18 protein-coding genes are annotated in these 19,967 nt (G+C 71.2%); 6 read left to right on the top strand and 12 right to left on the bottom strand.

Going from position 1 to position 19,967, the window contains the following annotated elements:
* The first annotated feature begins 78 nt into the window (after positions 1 to 78).
* A complete protein-coding gene (locus ACVCAG_RS16690; protein WP_440082742.1) occupies positions 79 to 2,880 on the top strand; it encodes a glycoside hydrolase family 9 protein in 2,802 nt (933 codons plus the stop codon).
* Positions 2,881 to 3,071: 191 nt separating this feature from the next.
* The gene (locus ACVCAG_RS16685; RefSeq protein WP_447189998.1) at positions 3,072 to 4,631 is read left to right on the top strand and encodes a cellulase family glycosylhydrolase; all 1,560 of its coding nucleotides are present in this window, start codon (positions 3,072 to 3,074) and stop codon (positions 4,629 to 4,631) included.
* Between the two features lie 294 nt (positions 4,632 to 4,925).
* Here the strand turns inward: ACVCAG_RS16685 and ACVCAG_RS16680 are convergent, their stop codons facing one another.
* From ACVCAG_RS16680 to ACVCAG_RS16670, 3 genes are all read right to left on the bottom strand, one after another.
* Complete coding sequence (locus tag ACVCAG_RS16680; RefSeq protein ID WP_440082740.1) at positions 4,926 to 5,234, bottom strand: hypothetical protein; 309 nt, start codon at positions 5,232 to 5,234, stop codon at positions 4,926 to 4,928.
* A 433-nt stretch (positions 5,235 to 5,667) separates the two neighbouring features.
* Positions 5,668 to 6,240 (bottom strand): SGNH/GDSL hydrolase family protein, encoded by a 573-nt coding sequence (locus tag ACVCAG_RS16675; RefSeq protein ID WP_447189997.1) that lies wholly within the window; start codon positions 6,238 to 6,240, stop codon positions 5,668 to 5,670.
* 409 nt (positions 6,241 to 6,649) lie between these two features.
* Positions 6,650 to 7,678, bottom strand: coding sequence for a neutral zinc metallopeptidase (locus ACVCAG_RS16670; protein ID WP_440082738.1), 1,029 nt, complete (start codon positions 7,676 to 7,678; stop codon positions 6,650 to 6,652).
* A gap of 134 nt (positions 7,679 to 7,812) precedes the next feature.
* Here ACVCAG_RS16670 and ACVCAG_RS16665 point away from each other — a divergent pair, with 134 nt between their 5' ends.
* A complete protein-coding gene (locus ACVCAG_RS16665; RefSeq protein WP_447189996.1) occupies positions 7,813 to 9,633 on the top strand; it encodes a DUF2207 domain-containing protein in 1,821 nt (606 codons plus the stop codon).
* A gap of 27 nt (positions 9,634 to 9,660) precedes the next feature.
* Here ACVCAG_RS16665 and ACVCAG_RS16660 read toward each other — a convergent pair whose 3' ends face one another.
* Entirely contained in the window at positions 9,661 to 10,602 is a 942-nt protein-coding gene (locus ACVCAG_RS16660; protein WP_447189995.1) for an asparaginase, read from the bottom strand.
* Positions 10,603 to 10,659: 57 nt separating this feature from the next.
* Between ACVCAG_RS16660 and dtd the strand changes: the two genes are divergently transcribed.
* The gene (gene dtd / locus ACVCAG_RS16655) at positions 10,660 to 11,085 is read left to right on the top strand and encodes a D-aminoacyl-tRNA deacylase (protein WP_344746920.1); all 426 of its coding nucleotides are present in this window, start codon (positions 10,660 to 10,662) and stop codon (positions 11,083 to 11,085) included.
* Positions 11,086 to 11,275: 190 nt separating this feature from the next.
* Here dtd and ygfZ read toward each other — a convergent pair whose 3' ends face one another.
* The 3 genes from ygfZ to ACVCAG_RS16640 form a co-directional block, all read right to left on the bottom strand.
* Positions 11,276 to 12,259, bottom strand: coding sequence for a CAF17-like 4Fe-4S cluster assembly/insertion protein YgfZ (gene ygfZ / locus ACVCAG_RS16650; RefSeq protein WP_440082735.1), 984 nt, complete (start codon positions 12,257 to 12,259; stop codon positions 11,276 to 11,278).
* 203 nt (positions 12,260 to 12,462) lie between these two features.
* A complete protein-coding gene (locus ACVCAG_RS16645) occupies positions 12,463 to 12,876 on the bottom strand; it encodes a transcriptional repressor (RefSeq protein WP_440070433.1) in 414 nt (137 codons plus the stop codon).
* A 108-nt stretch (positions 12,877 to 12,984) separates the two neighbouring features.
* The gene (locus tag ACVCAG_RS16640; RefSeq protein WP_440082734.1) at positions 12,985 to 13,386 is read right to left on the bottom strand and encodes a winged helix-turn-helix transcriptional regulator; all 402 of its coding nucleotides are present in this window, start codon (positions 13,384 to 13,386) and stop codon (positions 12,985 to 12,987) included.
* A 78-nt stretch (positions 13,387 to 13,464) separates the two neighbouring features.
* Between ACVCAG_RS16640 and ACVCAG_RS16635 the strand changes: the two genes are divergently transcribed.
* A complete protein-coding gene (locus ACVCAG_RS16635) occupies positions 13,465 to 14,334 on the top strand; it encodes an NAD(P)H-binding protein (protein ID WP_447189994.1) in 870 nt (289 codons plus the stop codon).
* Between the two features lie 676 nt (positions 14,335 to 15,010).
* Here ACVCAG_RS16635 and ACVCAG_RS16630 read toward each other — a convergent pair.
* The 3 genes from ACVCAG_RS16630 to ACVCAG_RS16620 form a co-directional block, all read right to left on the bottom strand.
* Positions 15,011 to 15,946 (bottom strand): NAD(P)-dependent oxidoreductase, encoded by a 936-nt coding sequence (locus ACVCAG_RS16630; protein WP_440082732.1) that lies wholly within the window; start codon positions 15,944 to 15,946, stop codon positions 15,011 to 15,013.
* A 247-nt stretch (positions 15,947 to 16,193) separates the two neighbouring features.
* Complete coding sequence (locus tag ACVCAG_RS16625; protein WP_440082731.1) at positions 16,194 to 16,499, bottom strand: DUF2470 domain-containing protein; 306 nt, start codon at positions 16,497 to 16,499, stop codon at positions 16,194 to 16,196.
* Positions 16,500 to 16,699: 200 nt separating this feature from the next.
* Positions 16,700 to 17,209 carry an FABP family protein gene (locus tag ACVCAG_RS16620; protein ID WP_440082730.1) on the bottom strand — a complete coding sequence of 170 codons (510 nt, stop codon included), beginning with the start codon at positions 17,207 to 17,209 and terminating at the stop codon, positions 16,700 to 16,702.
* A 67-nt stretch (positions 17,210 to 17,276) separates the two neighbouring features.
* Between ACVCAG_RS16620 and ACVCAG_RS16615 the strand changes: the two genes are divergently transcribed.
* Positions 17,277 to 17,639 carry a DsrE family protein gene (locus tag ACVCAG_RS16615; RefSeq protein ID WP_355622372.1) on the top strand — a complete coding sequence of 121 codons (363 nt, stop codon included), beginning with the start codon at positions 17,277 to 17,279 and terminating at the stop codon, positions 17,637 to 17,639.
* A 152-nt stretch (positions 17,640 to 17,791) separates the two neighbouring features.
* On the opposite strand, the gene ACVCAG_RS16610 is transcribed toward ACVCAG_RS16615, so the two are convergent.
* Complete coding sequence (locus ACVCAG_RS16610; RefSeq protein WP_440082729.1) at positions 17,792 to 18,508, bottom strand: type 1 glutamine amidotransferase; 717 nt, start codon at positions 18,506 to 18,508, stop codon at positions 17,792 to 17,794.
* Positions 18,498 to 19,784 carry a MurT ligase domain-containing protein gene (locus ACVCAG_RS16605; protein ID WP_440070440.1) on the bottom strand — a complete coding sequence of 429 codons (1,287 nt, stop codon included), beginning with the start codon at positions 19,782 to 19,784 and terminating at the stop codon, positions 18,498 to 18,500. The genes ACVCAG_RS16610 and ACVCAG_RS16605 overlap by 11 nt, the downstream gene beginning before the upstream one ends.
* Positions 19,785 to 19,967: the final 183 nt, after the last annotated feature.

The following is a 19,967-nucleotide window of genomic DNA, read 5'->3' as shown; positions in this document are numbered from 1 at the left end:
CCCTGAGACCTCGGGGCGTGGTGGCACCCCTGACCTGCTGCCACGCCCCGAGCACCACCTCCGAGAGGCACACCCCCCATGAAGAGAAGTTTGGCGGCGCTCGCGCTGCTGGCGCTGGCGGCCGTGCCGGTGACGGTGCCCGCCACCGGCGCCCAGGCCGCGGCGCCCGCCTTCGCGTACGGCGAGGCGCTGCAGAAGTCCATCTGGTTCTACGAGGCCCAGCAGTCGGGGGCGTTGCCGAGCTGGAACCGCGTCAGCTGGCGCGGTCCGTCCGGGCTCGGCGACGGCCAGGACGCCGGGCTCGACCTGACCGGCGGCTGGTACGACGCGGGCGACCACGTCAAGTTCGGCCTGCCGATGGCGGCGAGCGCGACGATGCTGGCCTGGGGCGCGGTGGAGTACCGCGACGCGTACGCCTCCTCCGGGCAGCTCACCCACCTGCTGAACAACCTCAAGTTCGTCAACGACTACTTCATCAAGGCCCACCCGTCGGCGAACGTGCTGTACGGGCAGGTCGGCAACGGCGGCAAGGACCACGCCTGGTGGGGCCCGGCCGAGGCGATGCAGATGGAGCGGCCCGCGTACAAGATCGACGCCTCGTGCGGGGGGTCGGACCTGGCCGGGGAGACGGCGGCGGCGATGGCGGCCTCGTCGATCGTCTTCCGCCCGACAAATCCGACTTACGCCGACACGCTGGTGACGCACGCCAAGCAGCTCTACACCTTCGCCGACACCGTGCGGAAGAAGTACAGCGACTGCATCACCGACGCGTCCGGGTACTACCAGTCGTGGAGCGGCTACAACGACGAGCTCGTCTGGGGCGCGATCTGGCTGCACCGGGCCACCCAGGACGCCTCCTACCTGGCTAAGGCGGAGTCGTACTACGACAACCTCGGCACCGAGCCGCAGTCCACCACGAAGTCCTACAAGTGGACGATCGCCTGGGACGACAAGTCCTACGGCGCCTACGTGCTGCTGAACAAGCTGACCGGCAAGCAGAAGTATCTCGACGACGCCAACCGCTGGCTCGACTTCTGGACGGTCGGGGTCAACGGGCAGCGGGTGAGGTACTCGCCCGGCGGGCAGGCCGTGCTCGACCGGTGGGGGTCGCTGCGCTACGCGGCCAACACCTCGTTCGCGGCGCTGGTCCACTCGGACTCGATCACCGACGCGACCCGTAAGGCGAGATATCACGACTTCGCGGTCAGGCAGATCAACTACGCGCTCGGCGACAACCCGCGCAGCTCCTCGTACATGATCGGGTTCGGCGCGAACCCGCCGAAGAACCCGCACCACCGCACCGCGCACGGCTCGTGGACCGACCAGATGACCAACCCGGTCGAGACCCGCCACACCCTGTACGGCGCCCTCGTCGGCGGCCCGCCCGACCCCGACGACAAGTACACCGACAAGCGCGACGACTACGTGATGAACGAGGTCGCCACCGACTACAACGCGGGCTTCACCAGCGCCCTCGCCCGCCTCTACCGCGAGTACGGCGGAGCCCCCGCCGCGAACTTCCCCGTGGCGGAGACCCCCGACGGCCCCGAGATCTTCGTGGAGGCCGGGGTGAACGCCTCCGGCTCGGCGTTCACCGAGATCAAGGCCATCGTGCGGAACCAGTCGGCCTGGCCGGCCCGCCCGCTGGACAACGGCTCGTTCCGCTACTACTTCACCCTCGACGGCACCACGACCGCGAGCCAGGTCTCCGTGACGTCCGCCTACAACCAGTGCAAGGCTCCGACCGGGCCGACCCTGCTGTCCGGGAAGACCTACTACGTCACCATCGACTGCTCGAACACCTCGATCGCCCCGGCGGGGCAGTCGCAGCACCGGCGCGAGGTGCAGTTCCGCATCGCCAGCACCGGGACGTGGGACCCGTCCAACGACTGGTCGTACACCGGCATCGCCACCACGCCGGGCGCGACCCCGGTGCGGGCGCAGAACATGACGGTCTACGCGGGCACCACGAAGGTGTGGGGCAACCCGCCCGGCGACGAGCCGGTGGACACCGTGGCGCCGTCGCGGCCGGGCAAGCCCGCCGTCTCGGCGATCACCGCCACCGGCGCCACCCTGACCTGGACGGCCTCGACCGACAACGTGGGCGTCAGCGGCTACGACGTCTACCGGGGAACGACCAAGGTCGCCACCGCCACCGGCACCTCCCACACCCTCACCGGGCTCACCCCGGCGACGGCGTACACCGTGTCCGTGGTGGCCAAGGACGCGGCCGGCAACTCCTCCACCGCCTCCGAGAGCACCGCGTTCACCACGACGACCGCCCCGGAGGACGACACCGAGGCGCCGTCGCGGCCGGGCAAGCCCGCCGTCTCGGCGATCACCGCCACCGGCGCCACCCTGACCTGGACGGCCTCGACCGACAACGTGGGCGTCAGCGGCTACGACGTCTACCGGGGAACGACCAAGGTCGCCACCGCCACCGGCACCTCCCACACCCTCACCGGGCTCACCCCGGCGACGGCGTACACCGTGTCCGTGGTGGCCAAGGACGCGGCCGGCAACTCCTCCACCGCCTCCGAGAGCACCGCGTTCACCACGACGACCGCCCCGGCGGGCGGCTGCACGGCCACGTACACGGTCATCAGGGACTGGCAGGGCGCCTTCCAGGGCGAGGTCACCGTCAAGAACGAGGGCACCTCGGCGATCAACGGCTGGACGGTGACCTGGAGGTTCCCCAACGGCCAGACGATCAGCCAGCTCTGGAGCGGCACGCACACCCAGACGGGAGCGGACGTGTCGGTCAGGAACCTGAACTGGAACGGCACGCTCGCCCCGAACGCCTCGACGTCCTTCGGCTTCACCGGGACCCAGAACGGCACCAACGGCGTCCCCGTCCCGGTGACCTGCACCACCGGCTGACCCCCGTTCCGCCGGCCCGCACCACGGGCCGGCGGAGCGCCCCGGCCCCCTCGCCCTACTGGCCCGCGGAGCGAACCGGCATCCCGCTCCCCGCCGTCCAGGCGTCCGTTCCTTCCCCGGACGCCTCATCGCCCCGGCCGGGCGCGACGACCCCTCCGCCCGGCCGGGCACCCCCCCAACCGAGGTAGGTCATGCGCACCAGACTGGCGCTGCTCGCGGCGCTCCTGTTCCCGTTCCTCCTCTCCGTACCGCCCGCCCACGCCGCCACGGGTCTCCACGTGAGCGGCACGCGGATCCTCGAGGCGAACGGCAACGCGTTCGTCATGCGGGGCACCAGCCACGCGCACACCTGGTACGCGACCCAGACCGGCTCGTTCGCGGACATCAAGTCGCTGGGCGCGAACACCGTCAGGGTGGTGCTCAGCGGCGGCCGGTGGACCGCCAACGGCGCGGCCGACGTGGCGAACGTCGTCTCGCTCTGCAAGCAGAACAAGCTCATCTGTGTCCTGGAAAACCATGACACCACCGGGTACGGCGAGCAGAGCGGCGCGTACACCCTCGACCAGGCCGTGGACTACTGGATCAGCGTCAAGAACGCGATCGTCGGCCAGGAGGACTACGTCGTCCTCAACATCGGCAACGAGCCCTTCGGCAACAACGCGACCACCCCCGGCTGGACCCAGGCCACCTCGGCCGCGATCACCCGGCTGCGGAGCAACGGGTTCCAGCACCTGATCATGGTGGACGCGCCCAACTGGGGCCAGGACTGGAACTTCACCATGCGCGACAACGCGGCCACGGTCGCCGCCGCCGACCCGCAGCGCAACACGGTCTTCTCCGTCCACATGTACGGGGTGTTCGACACGGCCGCCGAGGTCACCTCCTACCTGCAGGCGTTCCAGACGGCGGGACTGCCGCTGGTGATCGGCGAGTTCGGTTTCGACCACTCCGACGGCAACCCCGACGAGGACACGATCATGGCCCAGGCGCAGGCCAGGGGGGTCGGCTACCTCGGCTGGTCGTGGAGCGGCAACGGCGGCGGCGTCGAGTATCTCGACCAGGTGACCAGCTTCGACGTCACCAGGCTCACCACCTGGGGACAGCGCCTGTTCAACGGGGCGAACGGCATCGCGCAGACCTCCGTCGAGGCCACGATCTACGGTGGCACCGGCACCCCCGACACCCAGGCGCCGACCCGCCCCGGCACCCCCGTCGCCTCGGACATCACCTCGACCGGCGCCCGGCTGTCCTGGGCCGTCTCCACCGACGACCGCGCGGTCACGGGCTACGACGTCTTCCGGGGGACCACCAAGCTCGGTTCGTCCGCGATCAACTCGATCACCCTGACCGGGCTCACCCCGCAGACCGCGTACAGCGTCACCGTCGTCGCCCGCGACGCGGCGGGGAACACCTCCGCCGCCTCGGCGGCGGCGACCTTCACGACCACCCCGACCTCGCCGGGCGGTTGCACCTCGACATACCGTACGGGCAACTTCTGGCAGGGCGGCTTCCAGGGTGAGGTCACCGTCCGCTGTGCCTCGGCCGTCACCAACTGGCGAACCGTCCTCACCTACCCCTCCGGCGTGAACATCGGCCAGGCGTGGAGCTCCACCCTCTCCGCTGTTCCCCCGGTCTTCACCTTCACCAACGCCGCCTGGAACGGATCCGTCCCCGCCGGGGGCTCCGTCGTCTTCGGCTTCATCGGCACCTGGTCGGGCACCGGCGCCCCGCCCACCCCCACCGTCTCCTAGACGTACCCCGGCGGTTCCCGGGGCCCGCTCGACGTTCGGACCTCGGAACCTCGGGGTCCGGCACCGGGCAGGAGCGGGGTCGCGCCCACGCGATCGACGCCGCGCCGGCCGACCGGCGGCAGGACGTGGCCAAGACGCTCGGCTGAGCCGTCCCTGCGGCCGTACGCCGACGGCGAGGCCGCCGTCACCGGCGGTCTCGCCGCGGCCCCGTGGCCGGTTCACACCGGCCACGGGACTCCCCCGCGCCGCGCCCGGATCAGGTCGCGAGCGTGCTCCGGCGATCGGGAGATCCGGTCAGTCGTCGAACCCGAAGCCGCCGCTGCTGTTCCTGTTCGACAGGTAGTTGTTGTTGTTGTTGTGGTTGTTGATCCGTACCTTGACGCGGTGGCGGCCGCCTCCGCCGTGCCGTCCCCAGCCGCCCCAGCCGCCGCCACAGCCGCGGCGGCAGCCACCCCCGCCCCAGGTCGGGAAGGCCGCGGCGGTGACGGCGGTGGTCGTCGTGGCGGCGCTCGCGACGGTGGTCGCCGCACCCACTCCGACGACCCCGCCGGTCAGCGCCACACTGAACGCGAGCCCTGCGATAACACTCTTGAACTTGGGCATTGCTTTTCCCCTCGAAAGGTTCAATTACCCCGATTTCCGATATTTCTGGATCAGTCGGAAATCATTAGCGATGGATAGATATGACCCATCCCCGCTTGTCATACTTTCCTGCCTTCTGTTCCCATAAACGATAATTCAGTCCTTTTACACTACGATTGTCGGCTTATGGGGATCGTCGAACACTTAAGGGTAGCTTTATGGCGAAATGTCCCTTATGTGCTATCGAGGGATGTGGTCCATGAAGACCGCGCCGGCGAACAGGGCCGGGAGAACCGGGCCGGGGACGGGCTTCCCCGCTCGGCTCCGGTGGCGGAAGACGGTGCCGGGCGAGCGCGACGCCTACCCGTTCCCGGGCTTCCCGGGCTTCCCGAGCTCTCATGGGCTTCCCGGGCCTTCCCCCGGCGCGCCGTTTCCGCCGACCGGTCCCGTGTCCTCAGGAAGGACGCGCCTCGATGCCGTACTTCTGCAGCGCGGAGACCATCCAGCGCGAGAGGCGTACGTGGCCGGCGAGGGTCGGGTGGACGCCGTCGGGCAGGACCGCTCCGCGACCCCAGCCCCGGCCGTGCGGGCCGAGGGGTTCGAACGGGTCGAGGAAGGGCACCTCCTGCCGGTCGGCGGCGAGCAGGACGGCCTCCCGCACGTCGTAGGCCCACCGGGGAGCCTTGGTCATCCAGATCGGGCCGACCAGCACGATCCTGGTGTGCGGCCATCGCCGCCTGACCAGCTCCAGCAGGTGGACGGCCGCGTTCTCGACCCTCGCGGCTCCGATCCGGCGGTCGTTGCGCCCGCCGGAGATGATCAACATGTTGGGCTCGGGGCGCCAGGAGAGCTCCTTGACGAAGGAGTCCTCGAAGGTCCGGCCCACCCGGCCGGGATTGACGAAGCCCGTTCCCGCGGCGCCCGCGGTGATCAGCTGCCAGCCCAGCTCCCGCGCGACCCTGGCCGCGTAGCCGTCCCATGCCCGTACGGGACCCGATCCGACCGTGAAGCTGTCGCCGACGATCATGACGAGCGGGGCCGGGCGCGGTGAGGCGGCCGGGAGGTCCGTGCCGGCGGCCAGCGGCGTGGTCGCGCCACCGCCAAGGCTGCATCCCGATATAAGGCAGGAAATCGCCACAAGAAACGCGACCGCCAGCGTCCACGGTCGTCTACGTACGGGCGCGCGCATGCCACCTCGGGAAACGTCGGACTCCCGACATGATTGCAGATGTCCGCCGCCGACCGTGGCGACTCCGCCTCACGAACACGATCGGACCCGCGATTCCGGCCCGGCCCTCCCGGATCAGGGCGGCTCATCGACCACGACGGCATCGCTCGTCTGCGGCCGCTCCACCGGCTCGGAGCGGCACCGCCGGCCCGTGACGGTCCGGGCCCCGTCCCACCGGGGCCAGGCGGGGGAACGGGGCGAGGGTGGGTCAGCTCACATCGGAGGGGCCGACGGACCAGGTGTTGCAGTAGGCGATCCTGGCGTACTTCCATCCCTGGTGGAGCCAGGCGGCGTAGTGCTCACCGCTGCCGTGGTCGCGCCGGGGGTTGCCGTTCTGGTCGTCACCGCGCCCGAACTCCGTCCGCAGCACCTCCTGCCAGCGGGCGGCGGTGACGCCCAGCGGCTCCCGTACGGTGCGGACGAAGGCCCCGGCGAAGCACTGCGCCTGGAGCTCGTGACGGCGGGAGTGGGAGTCCTGGGCGGCCCGGGACTTGCTGGAGACCTCCCACCACCAGGCTCCGCCGATACCGGCCATGCTCTGCACGTGGTGCGCGTACTCGTGGGCGAGCACGGTCAGGTAGGGCACGTGGTTCCTGGCGGGGTCGACGTCGCCGCTCTGCTCGATCACATGGCTCAGGCCGATGTACATGCCCCGGTTGGACGGGCAGTAGTAGGCGGAGGCGGAGTTGTCGGGATAGGTCCCGCAGGGGCCTCGTCCGGGACGGGACCAGTAGACCTTGCGCGCCGGGAGGAAGACCGCGCCGGCCTGGGAGAACTTCGCCGACCACGCCCGCTCCAGGCAGCCGGTGACGGCGTTGAGATAGGCCAGCATGTCGCGGGGCTGGGTCGAGGGCCGCGGGGCGCGGCAGGTGGTCCGGCGCATCAGGCCCGTGCCGTACAGCGGGTTGCGCTTGAGCCGGGCCGTGGTGTCCGAGCGCCGCATGTAGCGGAGGTCGACGGCCATGTTCCGCGCCGCGGCGACCGGCGCGATCTCGACGCCGCCCAGCGAGCCGAGGTCCAGCTTCTCCGGCGGGGTGAAGTCCGGCGTGGTGATCTCGGTGTCCCCCGTCTGCCGAGGGGGTGCGCCTCCCGTCGCCACCGGTGCGGTCCCGGGGCCGGCGGGGACCTCGGACTTCTCCTCACCGGCCAGACCGGCGATCACCACGACCGTGGCGAACGCCAGGGCGAGAACACCGAGTACGCCGAAGGCCAGCGGGTTCGACCCCCGTGGGCGCATGCGACCGCCTCTCCAAAGAGTGGATCTCCGGGCGGCAATCTAGCGGATATATACACATACGGGTTTATGAGCGGGAAAAAATGGATACGCGGTGGGCCATCACAGGCCGGTGGATCTCGCTAAGCTCCCGACACATGGCGGCATCTTTCTCGTACCGAGCGGCTTCCTCGCGCCGAGCGACTGCGCTGCGCAGGACGGCTTCCTCGCGCAGGACGGTCTTCCCACGCAGGACGGTTCTCTCCCGCCGAGCAGCCGGGAGCCTGGCCGCGACGGCCGTCCTCGCGCTGGCCCTCGGCGCGCCCCCTGCCCTCGCGTCCTCGGCACCGGCCGGGCAGAGCACCCGGCTCGCGCAGGTCGCACAGACCGGGCAGGTAGCACAGGCCGGGCAGGCCGGGCAGGTCACGCGGGCCGGCAAGGTGACGAGCACGACGGTCCAGCTGGAGCTCCGGCAGGACGGCGTGCTCCACGTCAAGGAGGAGGTCGTCTTCGAGGGTGACGCGCCGTCGCGCGACCTCGTCGACCGGACCCGCTACGACGACGGCAGCGACCGGCTCTACCGGGTCACCGGTCTCAAGGGCGACGCCACGCTGACCGGCGAGACCATCACCCTGAAGGGCACCGGGAACGCCACCCTGGAGTACGACGTCCAGGGCGCCGTCACGCCGCTGGCCGACGCCCAGGAGCTGCGGTGGTACGCGGTGGGCGCCTGGTCCGTCCCCGTCGAGCAGGCCAAGGTCAGCGTGAGCGGGCCGGCCACGATGCAGAACCTGTCGTGCTTCGCCGGCCCCCTGAGCTCGGCGATCGCCTGCACCGAGGCCTCCATGGACCACACGGGCGTCACCGCCGAGTTCGGGCAGCAGGACCTCGGCGCCGGCGAGGTGCTCACCGTGGTCGTCGGCTACCCCACCGGTGCGACCAAGGGCGCGCCGATCCTGGAGCGCCGCTTCGAGCTGTCCAACGCCTTCACCCTGAACGCCGTCACCGGCGGCGCGCTGGCCGGCCTGCTGCTCCTGCTGCTCGGCGGCCTCGGCCTCCTCTACTGGACCCGGGGCCGCGACGCCCGCGTGGTCGGCCACGAGTCGGGCTCGCTCAGCGGTGTCGAGAACGGTCACTTCGCCCCGCCGGACGGCGTCCGCCCCGGCCAGATCGGCACCCTCATGGACGAGCAGGCCGACGTGATCGACGTGACCGCCACGATCGTCGACCTGGCCGTCCGGGGCTACCTCAGGATCGACGAGCAGCCCCGGCAGACGTACGAGACCCCCGACTGGAGGCTGGTACGGATGCCCGCCGCCCAGGTCGCCTCGCTGATGCCCTACGAGCGGGAGCTCTACGACGCCATCTTCGACGGCCACGACGCGGTGCTGCTGTCAGAGCTCAAGGGATCGTTCGGGACCAAGCTGGGCAAGGTCCGCGAGGCGCTCTACCGCGACGTGGTCACGCAGGGCTGGTTCGCCCGCCGCCCCGACACCGTCCGCACCCGCTGGACGACCATCGGCGTGGTCCTCACCGGGCTCGGCGTCCTCGCCACCGTCGCGCTGGCCTGGTTCACCACGTACGGGGTGCTCGGCCTGGCTCTGATCATCGCCGGTGCGGCCCTGGCCGTGGGCGGCCAGTACATGCCCGCCAAGACCGCGAAGGGCGCGGGTGCCCTCGCCCACACCCTTGGCTTCAGGGAGTATCTGGCCGGCGCCGACATCGGTGGGGACGTCCCGGTGGCCCAGCGGGTGGAGCTGTTCTCCCGCTACCTGCCCTACGCCGTGATCTTCGACAGCGTCGACCGCTGGGCCCGCGTGGTCTCCTCGGTCACCGGCAACGGCCAGCAGGCCGACCACCTGTACTGGTATCACGGCCCGGCCGAGTGGGACCTGTCCAGGTTCGCCGACTCGATGCGGACCTTCACCATGACCACCTCCGGGGCGATCTCCACCACCCGCCAGTTCCGCTCCCTGTGAGGACCGCCGTACGCGAATCCGCGGCGGCTACCGAACGCGGATCTCGCCCACCGGACGCCCCCCGCCGAGCAGGACCCCGGCGGCGAACTCGTCGAGCCCGGGGGCCTCGAAGCCGAGAGCGGTCAGGGCCGCGACGGTGACCGGGACCCGGGCACGCTGGCCGCCGTCCTCGATCTTGACGGTTCCCGAGCGGCCGTCGGTGAAGACGAAGGCGTCGAACGCCTCGGCTCCGGCCTTGACCAGCAGCCCGGGAACCGCCCGCATCAGCCGGGCCTCGGGGCGGGCGGTCCCCGACGTCCACTCGGGGTGGGCGCGGAAGGCGTCGGCGACGCGGCGCTCCGGGGTGTCCGGGTCGGCCCGGACGAGGGCGCGGAACGCCCGCGTCACGCCCAGCATCGAGACGAAGAACAGCGGGGCGCCGCAACCGTCCACCCCGCTGGCGGCGACGCGCTCGCCGGTCAGCTCCTCGACCGTGGCGCGCACGGCCCGCTGCAGCGGATGCGCCGGATCGAGGTAGGTCTCCAGCGGCCAGTCGTTGACCGCGCAGGTGGCGAGCATCGCCGCGTGCTTGCCCGAGCAGTTCATGTAGACCCTGGCCCGCCTCCCTCCGGAGCGCAGCACCTCGTCGCGGGAGGCGACGTCCTCCGGCAGGTCCTCCGGGCAGCCGAGCGCGCTCTCGTCCAGCCCGGCCCCGGCCAGGATCCTCCGTACCCCGTCCACGTGGAACGGCTCCCCCGCGTGACTCGCGCACGCCAGCGCGAGCAGCTCCCCCTCCAGGGGGAGGCCGGCGCGGACCATGGCGAGCGCCTGCAGGGGCTTCATGGACGAGCGCGGCGAGACCAGCGCGTCCACCTCCCCGTGGACTCGCACCAGCGACCCGTCGGCGGCCACCGCGAGCATCCGCGCCCGATGGGTGGACTCCACGAAACCCGAGCGGACGACCTCGACCAACAATGACTCAGCAGACACCTTTGTCTCCTTTCGCCCGAAGTCTAGAGATGCCCGGGAGCACGGGATGATGGGGGCATGCGTGCGGTCGTACAGCGGGTGAGTTCCGCGTCGGTGGTGGTGGACGGCGTGACGGTCGGGGCGATCGACGAGCCGGGGCTGCTGGTCCTGGTCGGCGTGACCCACACCGACACGCGCGCCGAGGCGGCCAGGCTCGCCGCCAAGCTCTGGGGCCTGCGGATCCTCTCCGGCGAGAAGTCCTGCTCCGACATCGGCGCGCCCCTGCTGGTGGTCAGCCAGTTCACCCTGTACGGCGACACCCGCAAGGGGCGCCGTCCCACCTGGCAGGCCGCCGCCCCGGGTCCGGTCGCCGAACCTCTGGTGGAGGCGGTCTGCGCCGAGCTGCGCGGGCTGGGCGCCCGCGTGGAGACAGGGGTGTTCGGTGCCGACATGAAGGTCGGGCTGACCAACGACGGCCCGATCACCCTGGTTCTGGACATCTGACCGCCCGGGACCGTACCACGCCCTGGGAAGGCTGAGCGGCCCGGGACCGTGACAGCGGCCATCCGGGCAGGCCGGACAGCCGGGAACGATGACGGCGGCATCCGGGCGGGCCGGAAGCGGCCCGCCCGGGACGCGACGCCGTCAGGTGTGAGCCGTCAGGCGCCGAGCGTCAGGTGTCGAGCGTCAGGTGTCAGCGGATGCGGCGGCGCAGGCTCGGGTCGATCTGGACGTTGCGCCCGGCGTCCGGCGGCACGATGACCTCCTGGGACGCGGCCACTCCCGCGGCCTCCAGCGTGGTGTCCACCGGCACGGTCCGCTTGACCACGGCCAGCGCGACCGGACCCAGCTCGTGATGGCGCGCCGAGCTTCCCACGAAACCGATCTCCGCGCCGTCGAGGGTCACCGGGGCGCCGTGCTTGGGCAGGGTGTCGACGCTGCCGTCCAGGTGCAGGAAGACCAGCCGGCGCGGCGGGTGGCCCAGGTTGTGCACGCGGGCCACGGTCTCCTGGCCCTTGTAGCAGCCCTTGTTGAGGTGGAGGGCCGTGCCGATCCAGCCCACCTCGTGCGGAATCGTCTTGTGGTCGGTCTCGAAGCCCAGGCGGGGGCGGTGCTCCTCGATCCGCAGCGCCTCGTACGCCCAGAGCCCGGCGAGCCTCAGCCCGAGATGCCCGGCCAGCAGGTCACGCGGGAGCAGGATGTCCCGCCCGACGGCGATGGCGCCCTCGGGCAGGTCGGGGTGCGCCTCCCCCGCCACGGAGACCACGGCGTAGCGATCCGTCACGTCGGCGACCTCGACCCTCAGCATGAACCGCATCTTGTCGAGGAACGCGGCCACCTCCGCGCCGGTGCCCGGCTCGACGTGGGCCCACACCGCCTCGCCGTCGTCGACGAGGACGAGGTGGTGCTCCACCCTGCCCTGGGCGTCCAGCAGCAGCGTCTCGGTGGGCCGGCCGGGTTGCAGGTCGTCGAGTTTCTGCGAGCTGAGGCTGTTGAGCCAGCTCAGACGGTCGGGACCGGAGATCCGGACGACCTCGCGGTTGCTCCGGTCGACCATCGCCTCCCCGGCGAGCAGCGCGCGCTGCTCGGCGAACGGGTCGCCGTAGTGTCCGGCGACGTCGGCGTCGGGGGTCTCAGCCGCGACCGCGCCGGGAGTGTCCAGCAGAGGGCTTCGCATGCACACAGCCTACGAGGCCCCGCCGACGAGGGCTGCGGCGACTCTTCCCCCGGCGGGTCCCGGGCCGTACGACGCACCTCGGCGGCTCGGCGGGACAGAAGCCGAAGCGTGTCTCCCGGCGACCCGGCGACGTACCCCGGCACCGGCCCCCCGGCCCCCCGGCGGCCCGGCGAACGTACTGCGGCGACGGCCTCCCCGGCGGCTCAGCGGCATTTGCGGCAGCGGCCGAAGACCGTCAGGTGGTGCACGTCGGTGAGGAACCCGAGCTTCTGGTCGAGGTTGGCGACGAAGTTCTCCACCAGGTCGGGGCTGACCTCGCTGATCTCCCCGCAGCCACGGCAGACCAGGTGCACATGATCGGCCTCGGCCGTCAGGTGGTAGGTGGGGGCGCCGTGCCCCAGATGGGAGTGGGTGACCATGCCGAGCTCCTCGAGGAGCTCAAGGGTCCGGTAGACGGTTGATATGTTCACCCCGCGCGCGGTCTCCCGCACCCGGGTGCAGATCTCCTCTGGAGTGGCGTGCTCGCAGGCCTTGACCGCCTCAAGCACCAGCTGGCGTTGCGGAGTGACCCGGTAACCGCGCGCCCGCAGTTCCTCATGCCACGACGTCTCGGTCATATCCAGAGTCTATGAGCATCGGGGCTCTCCTCGTCGTCCTACGGTCCGAGAGACCGGAGGCGGCGACCGGCCGCGCGACCCGCTTCGATGAGTCCAGGGAACACGCCCTCAGCGGGCCGTGACCCGCGTGGCGCGATCACGGCGGGCACGGGTGCGGGCGGCTTCGAGGTTGGGCTGGTGGTCGACGGCCCAGAGGCCCAGGGCGAGCACAGGCTCCAGGAAGGAGGATCCGAGATCGGTGAGCGCGTAGTCGACGCGCGGTGGCGCGCTCGGGTGCACGGTGCGGCTGATCAGCCCGTCCTCTTCGAGCCCGCGCAGCGTTCGCGTCAGCATGCGACGGCTGAGGCCCTCCACCGATCTGTCCAGCTCGTTGAAGCCGCGGGCGCCACGCGTCAGGATCGACAGGATCACGACGCTCCACTTGTCGCCAACCCTGCGCAGCACACTCGTCGCGGGGCAGTTCCGGTGATCGTCCATCGTGACGGGGACGGGGACGGGGACAGTGGACATGAATGTGCCTTCTTTCGGACTGTTCGCCTGCCGGCCAAGGATCAGGGTACGCACATCGACCTCCAAGGAGGATTCACCGTGATCGTTGTCAGCGGAGCGTCCGGGCAGCTCGGACGCCTCACCGTCGGGCACCTGCTCCAGCGGGTGGACGCCGCACGCGTCGTGGCCCTGTCCCGTACCCCGGACGACGTCGCCGATCTCGGAGTGGCCACCCGGTACGCCGACTTCGACGACCCCTCCGGCCTGCCCGGCGCGTTCGAGGGCGCGGAACGGCTGCTGATCATCAGCCTCGGCTCGTTCACCGGACCGGCCCAGGGGCATGTGAACGCCATCGACGCGGCGGCCAAGGCGGGCGTGGGCCATGTGATCTACACGTTGTTCGCCAGGGCGGGCGAGCCGGGCCAGCCCCAGGCGCTCATCCAGAACCACCGGGAGACCGAGCGGTTGCTGGCGGAGTCGAGGCTGACGTTCACGGCGCTGCGCTTCAACCAGTGGCCGGAGATGTGGAACCTTGTCGGCATACCCGCCGGCGCCGTCGCCACAGGGGTGCTGCCCAGCAACTCGGGTGACGGCCGCGTGGGGCACATCACCCGCGACGACAGCGCCGCCGTCGCCGCGGCCCTGCTTGCCAACGGCGGGTGCGAGGGGCAGTTCGTCGAGGTCACGGGCCCCGCGGCGGTGACGGACGCGGACGTCGCCGAAGCGCTTTCCCAGGTCACGGGCCGCCCGGTGCGCTGCGAACAGGTCACCGACGCCGAACTGGCCTCGACGCTGTCCGGACGCGGGCTGCCCGAGCAATACGTCCAGGGGTGGACGGGGCTGGGCGTGTACAAGCGCGAAGGCTGGTTCGACGTCACCACGCACGCCGTCGAACGCCTGGCCGGTCGCAGGCCCGCGACGATCGCCGACTACTTCGCCGCACACCCCGACGCCTTGCGCGCCGCCTGAAGATCATCTCTTGGCATGACGAAGGGCACCGGCCCATGAGCCGGTCGCACCCGGCGCCCTGAACGCAACCGACGTCATCGGCCCTCGTTCGGGAAGCCCCGACGGAGACGGAGCGGGTGCAAGCGTCTGCGCACCGGTCCCCTTTTGTTCCCGTCAGCCCTCATGGCTGGTCAGACGGCCGACTTCGGGCGACGGCGGGAGGCCGGGAAAATTCATTTGCCCCGGGGGCGTGGAGTTTCATAACGTACAGGCACGCCGAAAGGAGGTGGTCCGAACGATGGTTGATCATAGTTGGGCTAGCGAGGTGGCTGTCCGCTAGGACGCCGCGACCGGACTCTGTCCGGGCGTCTGGCGACGTTCGGCGAATCCACGACAATCACCGGAACCCCGGGCCGCCGGAGGCGGGCGATCCCGCCTGTAGTCCACCGGCCCTCCTGCCGAGCAGGGGGAAGTGGCCCGGGGTTCTTCCCTTTCCCGCGCCTTCCCTCTCGATCACCCCGCTTCCGCGAAGCCCCTTCCGGAAGCCGCCCCGCCGCGCGACCGCCTCTCCCTCACGGGACCGCGTCGCCTCACGGGTTTCACAAGGCACCACCTCCCCGCCGCGAGACCGGTCTCCCCCTCGCGGGACCGCTCACCTTCGCGCGACCGCCCCCTCGTCGCGAGGTCGCGCCGGCCGTCACTCCTGGAAGCCGGGGTTGGCGCAGTGCAGCGGGCGCTCGCCGCCGAGGACCCTGACGATGTCCTCACAGATCATCCGGGTGTGGTTGATCTCGGTGTCGTAGGTTCCGGAGCCCAGATGCGGGGTCAGCACCACGTTGTCCATGTCGGCGAGCGGGTGGGACGGGTCGAGCCACTCCCCGGTGAACCGGTCGAGGGCCGCTCCGCCGAGATGGCCCGCCTTCAGGGTTCCCACGAGCGCGTCCATGTCGTGCAGGGCCGCGTCCGCGGTGTTGACGAAGATCGATCCGGGCTTCATCGCGGCGAACTCCGCCGCCCCGACCGACAGGCCCGCGGACGCGGAGGCGTGCACGGAGACGACGTCGGCCTGGGCCAGCAGGACGTCGAGCCCGTACCGGTTCTCCGCCGCGTCGGGGTCGTGGACCATGACGCGCATGCCCAGCCCCTTCATCCGCCAGGCCAGCGCGCGGCCGACCACCCCGTAGCCGACCAGGCCGATGGTCCGGCCCGCGAGCTCCCACGCTCGGTACCGTCGGTAGGAGGCCATGCCCCGCCGGATCTCCCTGTCGCCGACCGCCACCCGGCGGGTCACCGCGAGGATCAGGGCGAGGGTGAGCTCGGCGATCGCGTCGGCGTCGCGTCCCGGGGCGCAGACGACGGGGATGCCCTTCGCCGTGGCGACCGGGAGGTCCACGTTCCCCGCCTCGCCACGGGCGCAGCCCACCACCAGCAGGGGAAGGTCCAGGACCGGACCGGCGACCTCGTCGGACTCGGTGATGAGGATGCGCGCGCCGGTGTCCACGAGCTGCCGGGCGAGCTCGGCCGCCGGGTGGGGACGGTGGTCGGCCGGGTCGTAGTGGACGTCGATCAGCTCTCTCAGGCGGTTCCACTCCTGGCCTCGCATCGGCGCCAGTACGAGTGCTCGTGGTTTCACCGCGCCCCCTTTTCAGGAAATTTTGGTATTTGGGAGCTTTCCACGAACGTCACGATCGGTCTCGACAGTGACCGGACCGTCATCAACCGGCCCACCGGCTCCTCCCGTTTCCCGTTTCCCGTTCGGGAAGGGGATCCCTGGCGAACGCCGGCCGGACGGCACGGCCGTTCCGGATCACCGCCTCCACCCGAATCCGGCCCGGCGCGGGCGGCGTGAAGAACGAAGGGAGAGAACGCGGATCCGCCGGTCAGTGCTCGCCGCGGGCGGGGACACCGAGGGCGGCGCAGGCGTCACGGTAGAGGCGGACGACCTCCGTGCGGACCTGGGCGCGCTCGGTCAGCGTGGTACTCCAGGGGACCCGGACCATGACGTCCCGCCCGCCGACCACGGCGGCGAACTCGATCGCCTCGGCGTCGACGCCGGTCGTCGTCGCGCCGGTGGCCTCGGGGTGCCCGCCGAGGCCCTTGCAGATCAGCAGCGCGTCATCGGCGTGGTCGTCGTTCATGTGGCGCTTGATCGCCTCGACCACGTCGGGGGTGAAGGGGGTGCTCATGCTCAGAGGGTAACCAGCGTCCCGCCCCACCCCGCCGCGGGCACCGGGCGAAGACCACGCCTCACCCGGTGTAGGAGACGAATCCCAGCCGGGGACGACCCCCCCGGGCGGGAACGGATCCCGGTCAGGAACGGAGCCCGGGCGGTGACGGACCTCGGCCGGGGACGAACGTCACCCGGCCCTGGGCGCGGGCGCGGACCTCACACCTCGTCGGGTACGAAGTCACCGACCCGCTTGAGCTCGGCGGAGATGTGGGACTGGAGCGGCTGCCCCATGGCGGCCATGTCGTACGCCCACATCAGGTTGCCGTTGACCAGCCCGTAGAGGCGGTGGCCCGCCGTGTACTCCTTGGCGGTCGCGGTTCGGGCCACCACGTCGGTCTGGAGCTCGATCTTGTTGAAGACCACCTCACCGACGTAGATCTCCACGATGCCCGTGGGGTGGGACAGGCACACCTCAAGCTGGCGGCCCGGGAGCTGGCGCCAGAAACCGGTCTCGGTGCCCAGCGGCCGGACCTTGGCACCCGCCTCGTCGAGCAGCCAGGTGCGGCTGCTGTAGGTCAGGAACGGCTTGCCGTTGTGGCCGAAGACGATCTCCTGGCCGAAGTTGAAACTCTCGATCGTCGGATACCCCCCGACCCCGGCGCCTTCCCATCGGCCCACGAGGAAGGCGATCGGCTCAAGATCGGGATGCAGTTCGGGAACGTCCATGAAAACGAGCCTAGAGCCGCTCAGGTATGGTTCGCGCCGGTGACACCGGGCCGCATAGGCTTCGAGCATGGCACGATCACTGGTGATCAAGGTTACCGCAGGCGAAGACTCACCTGAGCGCTGCAATCAGGCGTTCACGGTGGCCGCGGCGGCGTTGGCGAGCGGGGTTCCCGTCTCGCTCTGGCTGACGGGCGAATCCGCCTGGTTCGCCCTTCCCGGCCGGGCGAAGGAGTTCACCCTCCCGCACGCGGCCCAGCTCGGGGACCTGCTCGACGCGGTGCTCGCGGGGGGCAGGGTGACCCTGTGCACGCAGTGCGCGGCCCGTCGGGACATCACGGTCGACGACGTGATCGAGGGCATCCGCATCGCGGGCGCCCCCACCTTCGTGGAAGAGGTGCTGGGCGAGGGCGTCCAGGCCCTCGTCTACTGAGACCGCCGGAACACCGCCCGCCCCGAGCCCGCGGCCGTCGGGCCACCGGCCGCCTGGCGAGGCCGGGCAGCCGGTCTCCCACGCCGGTGGGGCGCCACTGTCAGCAGGGCGCCTCCATCAGCGAGACGCCCCGTCGGCGAGGCGGCACCCGATCAGCGGGGCAGCACCGCGGCCAGACGCTCCTCGCGGAGCCGGTCGAACCAGGCGTCGTCGATCGGCGGCAGCTGGGCACCCACCGCCCAGGTGAGCAGCAGGTCGGCGAGGCCGTGGTTGCGGGCGAGCGCGGGACCGTGCAGGTAGGTACCGACGATCTTGCCGGTGTGGCAGCCCTCGGTGCCGTCGCCGTTGCCCGTACCGACCGCCGTACGCGCCAGCGGCCGGATCCCGGCCCCGAGCCGGGTGACGCCCATGTGGTTCTCGAAGCCGGTCAGCGTCGGGATGCCGAGCGCCGGGTCCGCCTCCCCCGCCAGCTCGCCGACGGCCCGGCCCTGGCCACGCCCGCTGGAGATGTCGATCAGGCCGATGCCGTCGACTGGCTGGCCCTCCTCGCCGCCGAACGTGGTGCCGATGATCTGGTAGCCCGCGCACACGGCCAGCAGGGCCGCGCCCCGCTGGATGGCCCGGTGCAGGCCGCCGTCGCGCCGGAGCCTTTCCGAGGCCAGGATCTGCGGCCGGTCCTCACCGCCGCCGATCAGGTAGATGTCGCCGCCCTCCGGGACCGGATCGGCCGAGCGCACGTGCACGGTCTCGACCGGGATGCCCCGGCGCTTGGCGCGCTGCTCCAGGACCAGGACATTGCCCTGGTCGCCGTACGTGCTCAGTAGGTCCGGATAGATCCAGACAAGGCGCAGGGCGCTGTCAGACTGCACGACCGAACTCCGATCGGATCTGCTGGAAGGCGGTGTAGTTGGCGATCACGTCGACCTTGCCCGGTGGTTGCGCGGCGAGCGCCTGCTCGAACGAGCCCGCCAGCTGGAACGGCACGTCAGCCACGTCCAGCCGGAGCGCGAGGTCGAGCCGCCGTTCACCGGCCACGAAGACCGGCCTGCCGCGCAGCACGCGGTAGTCGACGTCCCACAGCCACGAGGTGTCGCGGCCGTCGGGCCCCTGGGCGTTGACGGAGAGGATCACCGGAAGCGAGGAGTCGAGCACGTCGAACGCCTCCAGCCAGCCGGCCGGGTTCTTGGCGAGCAGTAGCCGGGCGTGCCGGCCGTCGCGTTCCACCGTGGTGTACCGGCCGGCGACCGACCTGACCTCGCGCAGCCGGGGAAGCGCCCGCTCGACGGGCAGGCCGAACACCTCGGCGGTGGCCAGCGCGATCGCCGCATTGGCCCGGTTGGCGCGCCCGGGAAGCTGGATGTCGAGCACCCAGCGCTGCCCGCGCGGGTCGATCACCGCGTCGTCGTCGAGGATCCAGGACGGCTCGGGCCGCCGGAAGGTGCACTCGCGGCAGGCCCAGTCGTTCTCCCCCGACTTCGAGGGGGCACCGGCGCCGATGCTGCCGGGCGGGACGTACTCCATGCCCTTGCGGTCGAGGGGGCCGCCGCACTCGGGGCAGCACCAGGAGTCCTCCTTCCACGGCTGGCCCGCCGACACCCAGGTGACCGAGGCGGCCGTGGAGGCGCCCCAGGCGACCAGCGGGTCGTCGGCGTTGGCGATCACGTGGGTGTTCCTGCCGGCCAGCGCCCGCCGCCACTTCTGGGCGAGCAGCCAGATCTCGCCCGCCCGGTCCATCTGGTCGCGGCTGAGATTCATCAGGCAGATGACCCCGGCACCGGTGGTGTCGATCACCTCGGGCAGGTACTTCTCGTCGACCTCCAGCACGCCGTACGGGGCGTGCTTGGCCGACGACAGCGCCGAGACGTGCCCGGCGGGCATGTTGGCGCCGAAGGCGTTGGTGGCGACGTCGCCGAGCTCCGACAGCGCGGAGGTGATCAGGCGGGTCGTCGTGGTCTTGCCGTTGGTCGCGCTCACCAGCACGAGCTTGCGGTCGTGCGCGAGCTTGCGCAGCAGGTCGGGCTCCAGGACCAGGCTCACCCGGCCCCCGATCACCGATCCGTCTCCGCGCCCGGTGACCCGGGACAGGGTCGCGGCCGTCCGGCCGAGAGCGGTGGCGAGCTGCGCCCGCAGCGGAAGCTGAGTCATGCCGTCTCCTCGCTTGGCGACCCGTCGCGGGACGACCCGGCGGCCGACCGGCCCGGCCGCGGGACCGGAATCACCGAATCGTTCATGCCGCAGATCTTAGCCCTGCTTCGGCACCGTCACCCCCCGGCGGCACGTCACACGCGCCGCCCGGTGACGGTGAGGTACGCGAGCCCTCGGATCCGG

The organism is Streptosporangium sp. G12 (assembly GCF_052983175.1).
Note: the sequence above shows the minus strand (reverse complement) of the source record. Positions and strands in the feature narration are given on the sequence as shown.

Coding starts and splice junctions, on each gene's coding strand:
- ACVCAG_RS16690 (WP_440082742.1), top strand. CDS start 79: ATGAAGAGAAGTTTGGCGGCGCTCGCGCTGCTGGCGCTGGCGGCCGTG.
- ACVCAG_RS16685 (WP_447189998.1), top strand. CDS start 3,072: ATGCGCACCAGACTGGCGCTGCTCGCGGCGCTCCTGTTCCCGTTCCTC.
- ACVCAG_RS16680 (WP_440082740.1), bottom strand. CDS start 5,234: ATGCCCAAGTTCAAGAGTGTTATCGCAGGGCTCGCGTTCAGTGTGGCG.
- ACVCAG_RS16675 (WP_447189997.1), bottom strand. CDS start 6,240: ATGATCGTCGGCGACAGCTTCACGGTCGGATCGGGTCCCGTACGGGCA.
- ACVCAG_RS16670 (WP_440082738.1), bottom strand. CDS start 7,678: ATGCGCCCACGGGGGTCGAACCCGCTGGCCTTCGGCGTACTCGGTGTT.
- ACVCAG_RS16665 (WP_447189996.1), top strand. CDS start 7,813: ATGGCGGCATCTTTCTCGTACCGAGCGGCTTCCTCGCGCCGAGCGACT.
- dtd (WP_344746920.1), top strand. CDS start 10,660: ATGCGTGCGGTCGTACAGCGGGTGAGTTCCGCGTCGGTGGTGGTGGAC.
- ygfZ (WP_440082735.1), bottom strand. CDS start 12,259: ATGCGAAGCCCTCTGCTGGACACTCCCGGCGCGGTCGCGGCTGAGACC.
- ACVCAG_RS16645 (WP_440070433.1), bottom strand. CDS start 12,876: ATGACCGAGACGTCGTGGCATGAGGAACTGCGGGCGCGCGGTTACCGG.
- ACVCAG_RS16640 (WP_440082734.1), bottom strand. CDS start 13,386: ATGTCCACTGTCCCCGTCCCCGTCCCCGTCACGATGGACGATCACCGG.
- ACVCAG_RS16625 (WP_440082731.1), bottom strand. CDS start 16,499: ATGAGCACCCCCTTCACCCCCGACGTGGTCGAGGCGATCAAGCGCCAC.
- ACVCAG_RS16620 (WP_440082730.1), bottom strand. CDS start 17,209: ATGGACGTTCCCGAACTGCATCCCGATCTTGAGCCGATCGCCTTCCTC.
- ACVCAG_RS16615 (WP_355622372.1), top strand. CDS start 17,277: ATGGCACGATCACTGGTGATCAAGGTTACCGCAGGCGAAGACTCACCT.
- ACVCAG_RS16605 (WP_440070440.1), bottom strand. CDS start 19,784: ATGACTCAGCTTCCGCTGCGGGCGCAGCTCGCCACCGCTCTCGGCCGG.